We start from the raw sequence: 16409 nt of genomic DNA, 5'->3' as shown, positions 1-16409 counted from the left end.
GTGGTCATCACGCTCGAAGAGGAGGATTTCGTGACCGACTTCCCCGCCATCCGCCGCCGCGCCCTGATGGGCGCGCTGGGCGTGAGCGCCGCCCTGCCCTGGCTGGGCCAGGTGACGCCGGCCCAGGCCGCCGCCAACGACCTCGTGGTCGGCGTGCCCGACAACCTGACCGGCCTGGACCCGGCCGATGTCAACGACACGCTGTCGCAGTCGGCCTGCCGGCTGATGCTGCAGGGCCTCTACGGCTTCGATCCGGAGATGAAGCTCATCCCCGTGCTGGCCGAGAGCTACACCGCCGACGACAGCGCGAAGGTCTTCACCTTCAAGCTGCGCCAGGGCATCTCCTTCCACGACGGCACGCCTTTCGATGCCCAGGCGGTGAAGGCGAATTTCGAGCGCGTCGCCAATCCGGAGAACCGGCTGAAGCGGCAGAGCCTGCTCGCCATGCTCGACCGGGTCGAGGTGGTGGACCCGCTGACCGCGCGCGTGATCCTGAAGGAGCCCTTCGGCGCCTTCGTGAACACCATCGCGCACCCGGCCGGCATGATGCTGAGCCCCAAGGCGATCGCGCAGTTCGGCAAGGAGATCGGGCGCAACCCGGTTGGCACCGGCCCCTTCACCTTCGTGTCCTGGAACGCCGACACGCTGAAGGTGAAGAAGAACACCGGCTACTGGAAGCCCGGCCTGCCGAAGGTGGAGACGGTGACCTTCCGCTCCGTGCCGGAGAACGGCGCGCGCATCGCCATGCTGCAGACCGGCGAGGCGCATTTCATCTACCCGCTGCCGCCGGAGATGGCCGCGGTGGTGCAGCGCAGCCCGAATGTCGAGATCGTGGACAGCCCGTCGATCATCGCGCGCTATGTCTCGATGAACTGCATGAAGAAGCCGTTCAGCGACGTGCGGGTGCGGCAGGCGCTGAACCATGCCGTGAACAAGGAGGCCTATGCCAAGGTCGTCTATAACGGCTTCGCGCAGCCCCTCGACGCGCCGATCCCGCCGAAGCTGGGCTTCTACAGCTGGCAGGAGCCCTATGCATACGACGTCGCCAAGGCGAAGCGGTTGCTGGCCGAGGCCGGCTACCCGAACGGCTTCGAGACGGAGATGTGGGCGCAGAACAACACGCTGGCGCAGCGCGGCATGCAGTTCATGCAGCAGCAGCTCGCCGCCGTCGGCGTGAAGGTGAACGTCATGCCGATGGAGACCGGCGTGCTGCAGGACCGCATCTGGTCGGTGCAGAAGCCGGAGGACGCGCAGATCCAGACCTATTACGGCGGCTGGTCCTCCTCGACCGGCGATGCCGACTGGGGACTGCGCCCGCTGCTCTGGGGCCAGGGCTTCCCGCCCAAGCTCTACAACACCGCCTATTACAGCAACCCCGATGTCGACAAGGCGCTGGAGGCCGCCATCGCCACCGCCGACCCGGCGAAGCGCGAGGCGCTGTACAAGGATGCCCAGGCGAAGATCTGGAAGGACGCGCCCTGGATCTTCCTTGGTGTCGAGAACGTGCTGTCGGCCAGGAGCAAGAAGCTGACCGGGATGTACCGCATCCCTGACGGCGGCCTGCTCATCGAGGAAGCGGCGCTCTCCTGATGCTCGGCTACGCCCTGCGCCGCCTGCTCGGCGCCGTGCCGGTTCTGGTCGCGGTGTCGATCTTCGTCTTCGCCTTCGTCCGCCTGCTGCCGGGCGATCCGGCGCGGCTGGTCGCCGGGCCGGATGCGACGGCGCAGGACGTGGCCCTGGTGCGCGAGGAGATGGGCCTCGACCGGCCCATCTGGAACCAGTACCTGCGCTACATGGGGAACACGCTGCAGGGCGATCTCGGCCGTTCCACCAAGACCAAGCGTCCGGTGGCGGAGGAGATCGGCGAGCGCTTCATGCCGACCTTCTGGCTGACGGTGGTGGCCATGGCCTGGGCCACCGTCGTCGGCGTGCTGATCGGCGTGGTCTCCGGCGTGAAGCGCAACCGGTGGCAGGACCGGCTGGGAATGGTCTTCGCCGTTTCCGGCATCTCCTTTCCCTCCTTCTGGCTGGGCCTGCTGCTGATCAACGTCTTCTCCGTGCGGCTCGGCTGGCTGCCGACCGGCGGCTACGAGGGCTGGACCAGCTTCATCATGCCGGGCTTCACCCTGGGTACCACGGTGGCGGCGATCCTGGCGCGCTTCTCGCGCTCCGCCTATGTCGAGGTGGCGTCGGAGGATTATGTCCGCACCGCCCGCATGAAGGGCGTGCCGGAGCGGCGCGTGGTCTGGCACCACACGCTGCGCAACGCGCTGATCCCGGTGATCACCATGACCGGGCTGGAATTCGGCACGCTGCTCGGCGGCGCCATCGTGATCGAGACGGTCTTCGCCTGGCCCGGGCTGGGGCGGCTGCTGATCGACAGCGTCTCCTACCGCGACTATCCCGTGATCCAGGCGCTGATCCTGCTCTTCGCCCTGGAATTCGTCCTCATCAACCTCGTCGTGGACCAGCTCTACGCCGTGGTGAACCCGGAGATTCGCCTGAAATGAGCGACGCTCCCCTCGACGACATCGCCGGCACGGGCACGACGGCGCCGCTGGAGATCCAGTCTCCCTGGGGCGAGTTCTGGCGCCGCTTCCTGCGCCAGCGCGTGGCCATGGTGGCGGGGGGCCTGATCCTGCTGGTGGTGCTGGCGGCCATCGCCGCGCCCTGGATCGCGCCCTACGACCCGGCGGAGCCCGACTACAACAACATCCTGGCCGGCCCCTCCGCCCTGCACTGGGCGGGCACGGATGCCTATGGGCGCGACATCTTCAGCCGCATCCTCTGGGGCGCGCAGATCTCGCTCTCGGTCGGCTTCCTCTCGGTCATGCTGGGCGGCGTGCTCGGCGTGGCGCTGGGCCTCGTCAGCGGCTTCTTCGGCGGCTGGGTGGACAGCCTGGTGATGCGGCTCTGCGACGTGATGCTGGCCTTCCCCGGCATCCTGCTCGCCATCGCCGTGGTGGCGCTGCTGGGGCCAGGCGTGGCGAACGTCATCTATGCCGTGGCGGTGTTCAGCATCCCGATCTATGCCCGCGTGGTGCGCGGCAGCACGCTGGCGCTGAAGCAGACGCTCTATGTCCAGGCGGCACGCTCCATCGGCGTGAAGCGCCTGCCGCTGGTGCTGCGGCACATCCTGCCCGGCACGCTGCCAGGGGTGATCGTCACCACCTCGCTGCGCATCGGCACCGCCATCCTGGTGGCGGCGGGGCTGAGCTTCCTGGGCCTGGGGGCGCAGCCGCCCTCGCCGGAATGGGGGGCGATGCTGGCGGATGGGCGTTCCTACCTGGGCGTGGCGGACCACCTGACCTTCTTCCCGGGCCTTGCCATCTTCCTGACGGTGCTGGCCTTCAATCTTTTGGGAGACGGGCTGCGCGACGCCCTGGACCAGAAGCTGCGCTGAACCGGACGGGAGCGGCGCTTGTCCGCTGAAATTCCAGGCCCATCGCCACGCCGTGGCGATGCGGCTTGCCAGAGGCGGCGGGTTTCGCCAGCATCCCGTGCATTGCCGCCACTGGTTGCGGGGGCCCGTCCCATCCGCCACAGACGGGTCAACGGCCCTGGCCGGGGTGACGGGCGCAACCCTCGCCTCCCTGAACTGCTTGTGCAACAAGCCGTCGCGTATCTCGGACGGAACGGATTCGGAGTGACTTGATGAGCACCAAGACCACGGAAAAGAAGCCGGCGGCCAAGAGCGACAAGCCGAACGCGCTGCAGCAGCCGCTCCAGCCCTCCCCCGAACTGGCCGCCGTTGTCGGCGAAGGCAAGCTGGCGCGCGGCGAGGTCGTCAGCAAGGTCTGGGAATACATCAAGGCCCATGACCTGCAGAACCCGAAGGACAAGCGCGAGATCCTGGCCGACGACAAGCTGAGCAAGGTCTTCGGCAAGGACAAGGTCACCATGTTCGAGATGAACAAGTACCTCGCCCAGCACCTGAAGTAAGTCCGGGCGGTCAGTTCCGGCCGTCTTGGGGGCAAGGCTCCGTCTCGCTCCCAAACCCCCACTCCGCCAGGACACTGCGTGCCCTGGTCCGGTGAGTGGGCGCTCGCTGAGGCTGGCCGCGCGGGAGAGCTGTGCTCTACGGCGGCTGTGGGTGCCATCGGCGCGGAAACCGTGCCTCTGATCTTGTTTTCGGAAGCCCCGCTGGCACACCCGTTCCGGGGGATCGGGACAGGAACTATCCTTGCCACCGGCACCAGCGAAAGGCGGGGTCCGGGGACATACGATGTCCCCGGCGGTGGGGGTTCCGGGGGCAGGCGGAGCCTCCCCCGGCGGTGACCACCGGTACTCCGCGGGATCACCCCGCCACCGCATCCATCTGCCACGACACCAGACGCGCATAGGCACCCCGCCGCGCCAGGAGTGCCGTGTGGTTGCCGGCCTCCACCACCCGGCCGCCTTGCATCACCAGGATGGTATCGGCGTTGCGGATGGTGGAAAGCCGGTGGGCGATCACCAGCACCGTCCGGTCGCGCATCAGCGCCTCCAGCGCCGCCCGCACCTGGGTCTCGCTGATAGCGTCGAGATGCGAGGTCGCCTCGTCCAGCACCAGGACCGGTGCATCCTTCAGGAAGGCGCGGGCGATCGCGATGCGCTGGCGCTGCCCGCCGGAAAGCTGCACGCCGCGCTCCCCGACCGGCGTGGCGAGGCCCTGGGGCAGGCCCGCCACGAAATCCGCCAGCGCCGCCTGTTCCACGGCGCGTTGCAGCGCCGCCGGACTGGCCTCGGGCTGGGCGAGGCGGATATTAGCCTCCAGCGTGTCGTTGAACAGGTAGGTATCCTGCGCCACCAGGGCGACATGGCGGCGCAGCCCGTCCAGCGTCAGTTCCCGCAGGTCGGTGCCGTCCAGCAGGATGCGCCCCACCTGCGGGTCCCAGAAGCGCAGCAACAGGCTGGCCACGGTGGACTTGCCGGCGCCGGAAGGGCCGACCAGCGCCGCGGTGCGCCCGGCGGGCAAGGTGAGGTCCAGGCCGGTCAGGGCCGGGCGGCCACGGCCGGGATAGGTGAATCCGACCGCCTCGAACGCCACTGCCGACCCGCCCTTGGGCGAAGACGGTTCCATGGCGCCGCCCACCACCACCGGCACCTCGCGCTCCACCACGCGCAGCCTTCGGGTGGAGGCGATGGTGTCGGCGAGCTGCCGCCCGACCTGGGCGATCTCGGAAACCGGCAGGAAGGCGGCGATGGCGAGCAGGATCAGCATCGGCAGCAGCGACGCGTCGAGCCGCCCGGACGCGGCCAGGGCCGCGCCCACGGCGCCGACCGCCAGCCCGCCCAGGCCGGTCGCGACATCCAGCGCCGCCCCGGCGCGGGACTGGTCCTGCATCAGGGAAAGGCGCCGGTCCTGGTAGGCCGCCACCCGGGCCAGGAAGGCCGCGCGCCGCGCGCCCACGGCCCGGAAGGCCAGCAGGTCGCCGAGGCCCTGGATGGTCTCGGTCACATGCGCGCCCAGCTCGCCCAGCGCGGCGCGGGATTCCGCGCCCAGGACATCGATGCGCCGCCGCGCCAGGGTGGGGGCCAGCCCGGCGTAGAGCAGGAAGGGCAGCAGGGCGAGGGCCAGCGGCCAGGCGGCCCAGGCCAGCACGCCGAGCACGGTCAGCGGCACCAGCAGGGCCACCACCGCCGGGGCCACGGTATGGGCGTAGAAATACTCCACCGTCTCGACATCCGTGGTGGCGAGGGAAACGAGGTCGCCCGTCCGACGCCGCAGCAGATAGGCCGGGCCCAGCCTATCCAGCCGGTCGAAGAGCGCGATCCGCATCTCGGCGAGGAGGCGGTAGGCGATGTCGTGCGCCAGCCAGGATTCCAGCCAGTGCAGCCCGCCGGCCACCGGCGCGGCGATGACCAGCGCGATGGCGAGGCCCGTCACCGGCGCGCCGTCGCGCAGCGCCGCGATCAGCAGCGCGCCGAGCACGCCGACGCCGATGAAGGCGGCGACGCGGCCGATGCCGAAGAGCACGGTGAGCGTCATCCTGCCGCGCCAGGGGCGGATGTAGCGGATCAGGCTGGACAGGGTCTCGCCCCAGCCGACCGAGGCGGCGGCGGCGTTGAGGTCCTCGGGCTCCGGCGCGGCCTCGCTCTCCGCCGCCGCATGGCTTTCCGCGGCGGGGCGCAGCGCATCGGCCAGCGCCCCCTGCCCTCTTTCCTCGGCCTGGGCGCCCATGAGCTGGCGGTAGATGCCGCCCTGGCGCATCAGCGCAGCATGGGTGCCGCTTTCCGCCACCCTTCCGCCGGACAGCACCAGGATGCGGTCCGCGCCGATCACGCTGGACAGGCGGTGCGCCAGGATCAGCACGGTGCGGCCCTGCATCAGCCGGTCCAGCGCCTGCTGGATCACCGCCTCGTTTTCCGCATCCACGGCGGAAAGTGCTTCGTCCAGGATCAGGATCGGCGCGTCGCGCAGCAGGGCGCGGGCGATGGCCAGCCGCTGCCGCTGCCCACCGGACAGCCGCGCGCCGCGCTCGCCAATCAGGGCGTCGTAGCCGCCGGGCAGGGACTGGATGAAGTCATGTGCGTTGGCGGCGCGGCAGGCGGCCTCCAGCTCGGCCTGGGTCGCCTCCGGACGGCCCAGGCGGAGGTTTTCCGCCACCGTGCCGTGGAAGAGCGTGGCGTCCTGCGCCACGATCGCCACGTGTGCGGCGATGCCGGCGGGGTCCAGCGTCGCGACGTCCTGGCCGCCGATCAGGATGCGGCCCGCCTGCGGGTCGAACTGCCGCAGCAGCAGCCGGATCACCGAGGACTTGCCGGCGCCGCTGGGGCCGACGAGGCCGACGCGCTCGCCGCCGCGGATGGTGAAGTCCAGCCCGTCATGCGCCGGCTGCCGCCCGCCGGGATAGGCGAAGCGCACGCCCTCGAAGCGGATCTCCGGCGCCGCCTCGCCCAGCCGCAGCGCGGCGCCACCCGGCGCGATGGCGGGCTCGGCCTCCAGCAGCGCGTGCAGCCCGGCGGCGGCGGACTGGCCGATCATGCCCTGGTGCAGCACGGAGCGCAGGTCGCGCAGCGGGCGGAAGATCTCGGTGCCGGCCATCAGCACGACCAGCAGCGCCTCCAGGCTCATCTCGCCGCTGGCGACGCGGTGCGCGCCGAGGATCAGCGCGATGGCGGAACCCAGCGCCATGCCGGTGTCGGTGATGCCGCGCGTCATCACCGAAAGGCCGAGGACGCGGAAGGTGGTCCGGTAGAGGGCGCGGGCCTTTGCCGCGAGCTGGCGGCCATAGGCGGCGCTCTGCCCGAAGGCCTGCAGGGTCGGCAGGCCCTGCACCGCGTCGAGGAACTCCCCGCCGAAGGCCTTGAAGGCCTTCTGTCGCTCCAGCGCCGCCCGCTTGTCCCAGCCATGCACCAGGGCCGGCAGCACCAGCGTCAGCAGCGCCGCCGCCAGCAGCACCAGCGCCACCGGCACGTCCCACCATGCGATGAAGAGGAAGATCGCCACCGGGGCGCAGGCGGCAATGGCGAGCTGCGGCAGGTACTGGCCGAAGAAGGTCTGGAGCTGCTCCACCCCGTCGATCATCGAGAGCATGACGCCGCCGGTGCGTTCCCCCGCGAACCAGGCGGGGCCGAGGGCGGCGATGCGGTCGAAGAGCGCGGCGCGCAGCTTGGTCTGCACCGCGGCGGCGGTGCGGTGCGCCAGGGCGGCGCGGGCATGGTCGAGGACACCGCGCAGCAGCACCGCCAGCACCGCCCCGGCCAGCGGCCAGGCGGCCCCGACCAGCCCCTCCCCGGCGAAGACCCGGGCCAGGGCCACGCCCAGGAAGGCGAAGCGCGCGATGCCCGCCGCCAGCGCCAGCAGGCCCAGCACGACGCCGAGCAGCATTCCGGGGCGCAGGCCCCTGGTCAGGCGCCACAGGCGCGCATCAAAATACATGCCGAATCCTCGAAGCCCGTGACCGCCTGGTGCGGCCCTGCCGGATGCTGGGCCGGTGGCCCAGCGCCGGCAAATGCAAGCTTTTCATCCGCTGTTGAGCTATTTCGAACGGCCATGACTGCCCATCTGCCTTCCCTCCCCGCCCTGCGGGCCTTCGCCGCCGTGGCGCGGGAGGGCAGCTTCGCCCAGGCCGCCGAGATGCTGCATGTCAGCACCAGCGCCGTCAGCCACCAGATCCGCCAATTGGAGGAACAGCTCGGCACCCCGCTGCTGAGCCGCGCGCGCAACGGCAGCGGCCATAGCCGCACCGCCCCGACCGATGCCGGGCGGGAGCTGCTGCTGGTGGTGGAGGAAACGCTGGACCGTCTCGCCAGCGCCTGCGGCGCCATCCGCGACAAGGCCCGGAACCCGCGCCAGAACCTCGTGGTCTCGGCCAGCGGCTCCTTCGCCTCGCTCTGGCTGGCGCCTCGCCTCGCCCGCTTCGCCGCGCTGCATCCCAGCATCGCCTGGCACATGCGCGCGGTGGAAACGAATGTGCCGGACATGGCGGCGGAGGGGCTGGACCTCGCCATCCTGCGCGCCCGGCCCGGCCGGGTCGTGCCGCCGGACCGGCTGCTCTTCGCCGAGACGGTCTTCCCCGTCTGCAGTCCCGCCCTGGCCGCCATCGCCACCCCGGAGGAACTGCTGCGCCGCAGCCTGCTGGAAGAGGATGGCGACAGCCCGGAGAAGGACTGGTCCACCTGGCTGCCGATCCTGGGCCAGAAGCCCGGCACCGGCCATGTGCTGCGCTTCAGCAGCTACAACCAGGTGATCGGCGCCGCTTTGGCCGGGGCCGGGGTGGCGCTGGGGCGCTCGCCGTTGCTGGATGCGGAACTGGCCACCGGGCGGCTGGTGCGCCTCTTCGCGCCGCTCTCCCTGCCCGGCACCTGGGCCTTCGTCCTGCGCGCCCGCCCGGACGCCGCCCGCGACCCGCATGTGGTGCAGCTCTGCGACTTCCTGCTGCGGGAAGCCGGCTCGATCCTGTGAGGCGCGGCGCCTTCCGGCCAACCCCGGGGCGGAGGCTCCGCCTCCCCCCCGGCCCCCCCTCCGCCGGGGACCGAAGCCGGTCCCCGGACCCCTGGCTTGAGTGGGTGCCTGTGGCAGCCGTCAGCTTTCCTGCCTGATCCTTGGGAGCAGGCGGAAAGGCGGGGCTCCTGAACAAAGACGAAGACCCCTTGTCCGCGCTGGCGGCAGCGGCAGTCGCCGGAGAGCCACGCTCTCCGGCGCGATCCGGCCGGCAGCGGAAGCCAGCGAATGGGGTCCAGGGCGCGCAGCGTCCTGGCGGATGGGGGACCGGGGGTGAAGGCAGAGCCTTCCCCCCGGGATGCGCAACGCAGGACGGTGCGCGCGGCAGCTCAGGCGGTGGCGCCGGCTTCGGCGGTGAGGGCGTCCCGCCAGTCTTCCAGCCATTCCCGGGCCTTCTCCTCCGGCATGTCGCCGGAGCTGGCGTCGCAGCACAGGACCTCGCCGATGCGGCGGGCGCCGCGCACGGCAAGGGCCTTGTCGAACAGCTTGCCGCCTTCGCAGAAGGTCTCGTAGCTGCTGTCACCGAGCGCGATCACGCCGTAGCGCAGGCCGGACAGGTCGAGCGCGGAGGCGCGGAGCGTGTCGTAGAAGGGCCTGGCGCCATCGGGCACCTCGCCGTCGCCATAGGTGGAGGTGCAGAGGATGCAGGCCTCCGCGCCCTCCAGCACGGCGGGGTCGCCGCCATCCATGGCCACGATCTCGGCGCCGTCCAGCGCGGCGGCCAGTTCGTCCGCCACCATCTCCGCCGTGCCGGTCATGGTGCCGACCAGGATCAGGAGCTTCATCGCAGGGTCTCCTCGGTGGGATATCAGGTCCAGGAAAAGCCGTAGGCGGTGATCTCGCGCAGCAGGGCCTCGGGGCCCTTCTCGCCCGAGGCGCCGCGCAGCCAGGTGCGGCCATGCACCTCCAGCCCGCGCAGGTCCACGCGGCCATCGAAGCGCGCGGCGTTGCACCAGAAGCCGCCCAGGCATTCAGTGTCCTGCAGCGTCACGGCAGCCTCGAAGCGGGCGCTGTCGCAGGAAAGGTTGCCGAAGGCCACGGCGTGGTCGAGCTCCGCCAGCGTGGCGAAGCGGGCGGTGTCGAAGCTGGCGGTGCCGCGGAACTCGGCGCCGGAGAAGCGCGCCTGGCGTTCGAAGACCGCGCCGTCGAAGCGGGCATCGCGGTCGAAGCGCGCGCCGGAGGCGTCGATGCCGGCCTCGAAGCGGCAGTCCTGGAACCAGGCCAGCCCCTCGAAGACCGTGCCCGCGAGGCGCAGCGGCGCGGCGAAGACGGTGCCGCGCAGGTCGAGATGTCCGAGCGCGCGGCCGGACAGGTCCAGCGGCACCTCGATGCGGCGGCCGCGCAACTCCACCACCTCGCCGGAGCGGAGCGGGGCGGCGATGGCGAACGGGATGTCGCTCATGCCTCGGCCAGCTCACGGCACAGGGCCAGCAGGGCGTCGCGGGTGGCGCCCTTGCGGCGCACCCGCCCGGCGCTGGCTGCGGCCTCCTCGGCGGCGCGAATGCGCAGCCAGTCGGCGAAGCCCACCGGCTCCACGCCCCGTTCCCGCAGCAGGGCGGCCAGCCCTTCCCGGCCCGGCTTCGCGCCCGTGGCGGTGGCGAGCGCTGCGCGCGCCGCATCGGCGACGAGCCGCGCCTCGGCACGGGCCTCCGGGATGGTGCCGCGCGGGCCACGGCGGAACCAGCCGGCGGCGTAGAGGCCGGGCGAGAGTTCCGGCGGCAGGGCCGCGCCCGGTGGCAGGCCGCAGGCCGCGCGGTGCAGCGCCTCGGCCGGGCCGGGCTCGAAGCCGATGGCGGTCAGCACCGTGTCGGCGGGGATCTCCTCCACCGCGCCGCTGCGGCGGTCGCGGAAGCGAACCGCCTCCACGCGTTCGGTGCCGAGCACCGCCTCGGGCACGAGGTTGAAGCGGAAGCCGAGGCGGCGGTCGCCGCCGCCCGCGCCGTCCAGCGCCCGCAGCGCGGCGAGGCGCGCGGCGGAAGGCGCATCCTCCGGTGCCGGGCCGTCCGCCGGCGGCACGCTGATGCGCGTGCCGGCGAGCCTGCCGAATTCCTTGATCATGGCCACATCGAAGCGCGCCGCTTCCGGCGCGCCACGGCCCACCACCGTGACCTCGCGCACGGCGGACAGCACGGCGGCATGGTCCGGATCGAGGTCGCTGCCCGCCAACTCCGCCTCGTCCTTGCTCAGCATGCGCGCGAGGTCGAGCGCCACGTTGCCGTTGCCGATCACCACCACCCGCGCGCCGAGGGCAGGCACGCGTCCGGCCTCGTCCGGATGGCTGTTCAGCCAGCGCGTCACCCAGCCCGAGCCGTGCACGCCCGGCAGGTCGTCGCCGGAAATGCCGAGGCGCCGGTCGCCCGAAAGCCCCAGGGCCAGGAAGACCGCATCGTAGAGCCCGCGCAGCGCCTCCAGCGTCACGTCGCGGCCGATCCCGACATCGCCCCAGAAGCGCACGCCCTCGCGCTCGAAGAGCCGGTCGAACTGGCGCGACACCGCCTTGGTGCCCTGGTGGTCGGCGGCCACGCCATGGCGCAACAGCCCATAGGGCACCGGCAGGCGCTCGATGATGTCGATCTCCGCCTGCGGCCAGTCCCGGCGCAGGGCCTGGGCCAGGAAGCAGCCGCTGGGGCCGGCGCCGATGATCGCGATGCGCTGGGTCATGATGTCACGCAGCCCAGGGATGAGGACGGCCGGGCAGGTCCACGTAGAAGGATTTCTGCGCCATCCAGGCGCGGATGCCCTCGCGCCCCTTCTCGCGGCCCAGCCCGCTGTCCTTCACGCCGCCGAAGGGGGTGGAGATGGAGAACTGCTTGTAGGTGTTCACCCAGACCGTTCCCGCCTCGATGGCCCGCCCGACGCGCCAGGCCTTCGGGAAGTCGCGCGTGTAGATGCCGCAGGCGAGGCCGTAGTCGTTGTCGTTGCCCATCGCCACGACCTCCTCCTCGCTGTCGAAGGGCAGCACCACCAGCACGGGGCCGAAGACCTCCTCGCGGCAGATGCGGGCGTTGTTGTCCGCCTCCGCCAGGATGGTGGGGCGCAGATAGACGCCCTCCTCCATCCCCTCCGGCCGCTGCCCGCCCGCCAGCACCTCGGCGCCCCTGGCCACGGCGTCGCGGATCATCGCCTCCACCGAATCCCGGTGGTCGTCATGGATCAGCGGCGCGACCTGGGTGCGCGGCTCGAAGGAGTGGCCGACGCGCAGCGCCTTCGTGGCGGCGACGAGACGGGAGACGAATTCCTCGTACACCGCGCGCTGCACGAAGAGGCGCGAGCCGGCGATGCAGGACTGGCCGGTGGAGGAGAAGATGCCGAACAGCACCCCCGCCAGCGCCACGTCCAGATCCGCATCGGCGAAGACGATGGTGGGCGACTTGCCGCCCAGCTCCAGCGAGACGGGCATCAGCTTCGCCGCCGCCTTCTGCGCCAGGGCGCGGCCGACCTCGGTGCCGCCGGTGAAGGAGACCTTGCGGATGGCGGGATGCGTCACCAGCCGCTCCCCCACCACGCCGCCCGCGCCGGGCAGGACGGAGAAGAGCCCCGGCGGCAGGCCCGCCGCCTCGGCGATGCGGGCGAGTTCCAGGCAGACCAGCGGGCTCCAGGAGGCGGGCTTGAGCAGCACGGCATTGCCGGCGGCGAGCGCGGGCGCGACCTTCTGCGCGTCCGAGGCGATGGGCGAGTTCCAGGGCGTGATCCCCGCCACCACGCCCAGCGGCTCGTGCACCGACAGGGTCAGCGCATCGCCCCGCTGCGGCGTCAGCGCCTCCTCCGAGGTTTCCAGCAGCGCCGCCATGTAGCGGAAGGTGCCCGCGGCGCTCATCGCCAGGGCGCGCGTCTCGGCCAGGGTCTTGCCCGTGTCGCGCGATTGCACATAGCTGATCCGGTCGGCCTCGCGCGCGATGCCTTCCGCTATACGATAGAGGTAGCTGGCGCGCTCGTGCGGCCGCAGGTTGCGCCAGGACGGGTCGCGCTGCGCCCGCTGCGCCGCCTCGACGGCGAGGTCCACATCCTCCGCCGAGGCGCCGCGCAGCACCCGATTCAGCGAGCGGTCGGCGGGAAAGGTCGAGGTGATCTCGGCACCCCGCCCCTCGCGCCATTCGCCGGCGAAATAGAGCTTTCCCTCGGGCAGATCGAACGGCCGCATGAGTCTGGCCTCCCTCAGATGACGGTGGCGGATGCGCGGTTCAGCAGCTCGCGCGCCACGCTGTACCCCGCAGTCAGCGAGGTCTTCGGATTGGCCGGCGAGGGACGCCCCTCCAGCCTGATGGTGAAATCGGCGCAGCCGGAGCGCACCGCGACCTCGTGGACGTTGCGGCCGATGCCCGGATCGGCGACCAGCTTCACCCGCACCGTATCGAAGCCGCCCGCAGCCAGCGCCACGGTGGCGGCGACATTGGCGTTCTGCGGATAGTCCCGCGCCGCCTCGCGCGCCGTGCCCTCGTAGAAGGCCGTGGGTTCCGTCAGCGCGTCGAGGTCCAGCAGGGTCTCGGCCTGCGTGCCCTTCCAGGCGCGCGGCGGCTTGCGGCCGAGATAGGTGACCTCCTCCAGCCCCGAGAGCCGCGCCGCGCCCAGCGCGTCGATGCCGCCCACGGCACCAGGAGGCAGGACGAGCTTCGCGCCCCCTGCCCGCGCCGCTGCCTCCAGGCGCGCATGCAGTTCGGCATCCGCCAGGGCGCCGATGGCGATCACCACGAGGTCGCGCCCACCGCGCAGCACGGCCTCGCCATGGTCGCGCACCGCGCCATGGCCGGCGCATTCCGCCACCACATCCGGCGCATCGGCCAGGAAGCCCGCGATGTCGCCGCGCACGCTGCCGGTCTCCGCCACGCGGTGCGCGGCGAGCAGCGCCTCGGCCTTCGCTTCGCTGCCGGGGCGGACCAGGATGGTGACATGCTCCAGCGGTGCCGGGAGATGCGCGGCCAGCGCCTCCAGCACCGTCGCCGCCATGCCGCCCGCGCCGATCAGGCCGAGGCGCCGCATGGTCAGCGCGCCCCGCCCGCGGCGCCCGCCGGCGGGCCGGCGAAGGCATTGGCGAAGGGGCCGATCTCCGTCATGTCGATCTCCAGCACCCGCGGCCCTTCCTCGGCCAGCGCCGCGTCCAGGGCGGAGGCGAAGTCCTCGACATCGGCGATGCGGGTGTGCGGCATGCCGATGGCGGCGCAGAGCAGGGCGAAGTCCGGGGTGCGCAGGGCGGAGTAGTGGTGCCGCCCGCCATACTGCGCGTCCTGGATGTTCCTGATCACGCCATAGGCCTTGTCGTTCATCAGCACGAAGGCGATCGGCGCCTTCTCCTCCACGGCGCTGATCAGCTCCGCGATGCCGAGCTGTGCGCCGCCGTCGCCCATCAGCGCCACGGTCTTCTCCGCCGCCGCGAGGGAGGCGCCGATGGCCATGGCGATGCCCTGGCCGATGCCGCCGCCCAGCGCGTGCACGCCGAGATTGGGCGCCGCGATCTGGACGTAGCGGTTGCCGAAGGTGCTGTTGGAAATGGTGACGTCGCGCACCCAGGGATGGCGGCCGGCCGGCACGCGCTCCAGCAGCGCATCCGCCACGACCTGGTAGGGGCCGAGATTGGCGCGCAGCGCGCCCTCCGCCTGGGCTCGGGCGATGGTGACGTCGTGCAGAAAGATCCGGTCGGTGTCGAGCTGTTCCGGCAGGCGCTCCAGCAGGCCGCGCAGCGCGGCGCCGGCATCGGCGTGCAGCAGCAGGTCGGCGGCGTAGTTGCGGCCGCCCTGCGCGGCATCGGCGTCGATCTGCACCAGCGGGCGTGGCAGGCGCATGGCGTTGTTGCGCGTCTCGTTGCCGCGCAGGCGGGAGCCGATGACGATCATCAGGTCGCTGCGGTCGTAGATCGCCTGCGCCTCCGGCCCCATGTTGAAGGCGCCCAGACTGTGCGGGCTGCTTTCCGGCACCACGGCGCGCCCGTTGGTGCTGGTGACGACAGCGATGCCGCGCGCGGCGAGCGCAGTGGCCTCCGCCTCCGCCCCGCGCGCGCCGCCGCCGAGCCAGAGCACCGGGCGCTTCGCCGCGCACAGCAGGTCGGCCACGCGGTCCAGCAGCACCGGGTCGGGCTGCGGCCGGTTGATCATCGGCGCGCGGAAGGCCTGGAGCGAGGCGCCGCCTGCCTTCTGCCGCTGCACGTCCACCGGGATCTCCAGCGAGACCGGGCCGGTCGGCGGCGTCAGCGCGGCGCCGGCGGCGGCCTGCAGCATGCCCAGCGCGGCATGGCCGTCCCAGATGCGGAAATAGGCCTTGCTCACCGCCTTCAGCATGTCCGGCTGGCGCGGCACGTCATGGATCGGCGCGCGGTCGCGGTCGGCGAAGGGCAGGTCGATCTGCGTGGTGATGTGCAGCACGCGCGAGCCCGCGGTCAGCGCCTCGGCCTGTGCCCCCGCCGCATTGCCGGCGGCGGTGCCGGTGCTGGTGATGGCGACGCCCAGCCCGCCGGAAACGCGGGCATAGGCGTCGGCCATGTTCATCGCCCCGGCCTCCCCCCGCGCCGGCACGAAGCGGATGCGGCCCTGGGTGGCGAGCGCGTCCAGGATCGGCATGTTGTGGATGGAGATGACGCCGAAGACGATCTCCACGCCGATATCGGCGAGGTAGCGCGCCACCAGCTCGCCCACCGTTTCCGCGAAGGTGGTGGTGCCGGCCGGCTGGGGCGAGAGGGCGGTCTGTGACATGGGAGGCGTCCTCAGAGGAAGCGCGACACGCCGCCCGAGACTTCGAGCTGGGCGCCGGTGACGTAGGAGGCGGCTGGGGAGCCGAGGAAGAGGATGGCGCGGGCGGGCTCCTCCGGCTGGCCGAGGCGGCCGGCGGGGATGCCCTTCTTCGCGGCGAGGCTGGCGAACCAGGCCTCGCGTCCGATGCCGGTCTCGGCATGGGCGGCCTGCCAGCGGCGCTGCCACTGGCCGGAATCCACGAGGCCCAGCAGGATGGAGTTCACCCGGATCGCGGGCGCCAGCTCGGTGGCCAGCGACTTCAGCAGGTTCTGCACGCCCGCCCGCGCGGCGGAGGTGCAGACCATGTGCGGCTCGGGCTGCAGGGCGAGCAGCGAGTTCACGCCGACGATGGCGGCGGCGTCGCTTGCCCGCAGCAGCGGCAGGAAGGCGCGCAGCGGGCGGATCTGGCTGAAGAACTTCAGCTCCAGCTCCTCCCGCCAGGCCTCGTCGGTGGTTTCGGCGAAGGTGGAGACGCGGCCCTGGCCGGCATTGTTCACCAGCAGGTCGCAGCGCCCGCGCCAGCCGCGCACGGCCTCGGCGAAGCCCGCCACCTGCGCCCCGTCCAGCACGTCGCAGCGATGGGCGAGGAGGCTCTCTCCGCCGCCCAGCGCCTCGCGCGCCGAGGCCAGGCGTGCCTCGTCCCGCCCGCAGATGGCCACCGAGGCGCCCTCCGCCAGCAGCAGCCGCGCGCAGGCGAGGCCGATGCCGGAGGTGCCGCCGGTCACGACCGCGACGCGGCCCGCGTAGCCCAGGTCCATGGC

At 72.0% G+C, this 16409-nt stretch carries 13 protein-coding genes; 5 read left to right on the top strand and 8 right to left on the bottom strand.

What is annotated here, in order from left to right; translation table 11 throughout:
* Positions 1–30 precede the first annotated feature (30 nt).
* The 4 genes from gsiB to CTJ15_RS17780 all read left to right on the top strand — a co-directional run bounded on the left by gsiB (position 31) and on the right by CTJ15_RS17780 (position 3942).
* Positions 31–1590, top strand: coding sequence for a glutathione ABC transporter substrate-binding protein GsiB (gsiB, locus tag CTJ15_RS17795; RefSeq protein ID WP_226945977.1), 1560 nt, complete (start codon positions 31–33; stop codon positions 1588–1590).
* Positions 1590–2510: a glutathione ABC transporter permease GsiC gene (gene gsiC / locus CTJ15_RS17790; protein ID WP_019463084.1), complete on the top strand. Its 921-nt coding sequence runs from the start codon at positions 1590–1592 to the stop codon at positions 2508–2510. Before gsiB ends, gsiC begins: the two co-directional genes overlap by 1 nt.
* On the top strand, positions 2507–3403 hold the full coding sequence (locus CTJ15_RS17785; RefSeq protein ID WP_019463083.1) for an ABC transporter permease subunit: 897 nt from the start codon (positions 2507–2509) through the stop codon (positions 3401–3403). The genes gsiC and CTJ15_RS17785 overlap by 4 nt, the downstream gene beginning before the upstream one ends.
* Before the next feature lie 251 nt (positions 3404–3654).
* Complete coding sequence (locus tag CTJ15_RS17780) at positions 3655–3942, top strand: SWIB/MDM2 domain-containing protein (protein WP_019463082.1); 288 nt, start codon at positions 3655–3657, stop codon at positions 3940–3942.
* 355 nt (positions 3943–4297) lie between these two features.
* On the opposite strand, the gene CTJ15_RS17775 is transcribed toward CTJ15_RS17780, so the two are convergent.
* Positions 4298–7864: an ABC transporter ATP-binding protein gene (locus CTJ15_RS17775; protein WP_099781780.1), complete on the bottom strand. Its 3567-nt coding sequence runs from the start codon at positions 7862–7864 to the stop codon at positions 4298–4300.
* A gap of 114 nt (positions 7865–7978) precedes the next feature.
* Here CTJ15_RS17775 and CTJ15_RS17770 point away from each other — a divergent pair, with 114 nt between their 5' ends.
* Positions 7979–8890, top strand: coding sequence for a LysR substrate-binding domain-containing protein (locus CTJ15_RS17770; RefSeq protein ID WP_075823306.1), 912 nt, complete (start codon positions 7979–7981; stop codon positions 8888–8890).
* Positions 8891–9258: 368 nt separating this feature from the next.
* On the opposite strand, the gene CTJ15_RS17765 is transcribed toward CTJ15_RS17770, so the two are convergent.
* Genes CTJ15_RS17765 through CTJ15_RS17735 form a run of 7 tightly spaced genes read right to left on the bottom strand, consistent with a single transcriptional unit; the run spans position 9259 to position 16406 of the window.
* The gene (locus CTJ15_RS17765) at positions 9259–9714 is read right to left on the bottom strand and encodes a flavodoxin domain-containing protein (protein WP_019460485.1); all 456 of its coding nucleotides are present in this window, start codon (positions 9712–9714) and stop codon (positions 9259–9261) included.
* 23 nt (positions 9715–9737) lie between these two features.
* Positions 9738–10331 carry a pentapeptide repeat-containing protein gene (locus CTJ15_RS17760; protein ID WP_058389814.1) on the bottom strand — a complete coding sequence of 198 codons (594 nt, stop codon included), beginning with the start codon at positions 10329–10331 and terminating at the stop codon, positions 9738–9740.
* Entirely contained in the window at positions 10328–11590 is a 1263-nt protein-coding gene (locus CTJ15_RS17755; RefSeq protein WP_099781779.1) for an FAD-dependent oxidoreductase, read from the bottom strand. Before CTJ15_RS17755 ends, CTJ15_RS17760 begins: the two co-directional genes overlap by 4 nt.
* Positions 11591–11594: 4 nt before the next feature.
* A complete protein-coding gene (locus tag CTJ15_RS17750) occupies positions 11595–13070 on the bottom strand; it encodes an aldehyde dehydrogenase (RefSeq protein WP_058389816.1) in 1476 nt (491 codons plus the stop codon).
* Positions 13071–13084: 14 nt separating this feature from the next.
* Positions 13085–13906 carry an aspartate dehydrogenase gene (locus tag CTJ15_RS17745; RefSeq protein WP_019460481.1) on the bottom strand — a complete coding sequence of 274 codons (822 nt, stop codon included), beginning with the start codon at positions 13904–13906 and terminating at the stop codon, positions 13085–13087.
* 2 nt (positions 13907–13908) lie between these two features.
* Positions 13909–15609 carry a thiamine pyrophosphate-binding protein gene (locus tag CTJ15_RS17740; protein ID WP_019460480.1) on the bottom strand — a complete coding sequence of 567 codons (1701 nt, stop codon included), beginning with the start codon at positions 15607–15609 and terminating at the stop codon, positions 13909–13911.
* An 11-nt stretch (positions 15610–15620) separates the two neighbouring features.
* The gene (locus tag CTJ15_RS17735) at positions 15621–16406 is read right to left on the bottom strand and encodes an SDR family oxidoreductase (RefSeq protein WP_019460479.1); all 786 of its coding nucleotides are present in this window, start codon (positions 16404–16406) and stop codon (positions 15621–15623) included.
* Between the last annotated feature and the right edge of the window lie 3 nt (positions 16407–16409).

The sequence above is a fragment of the Roseomonas sp. FDAARGOS_362 genome (assembly GCF_002754815.1).
Lineage (GTDB): Bacteria > Pseudomonadota > Alphaproteobacteria > Acetobacterales > Acetobacteraceae > Roseomonas > Roseomonas mucosa.
Note: the sequence above shows the minus strand (reverse complement) of the source record. Positions and strands in the feature narration are given on the sequence as shown.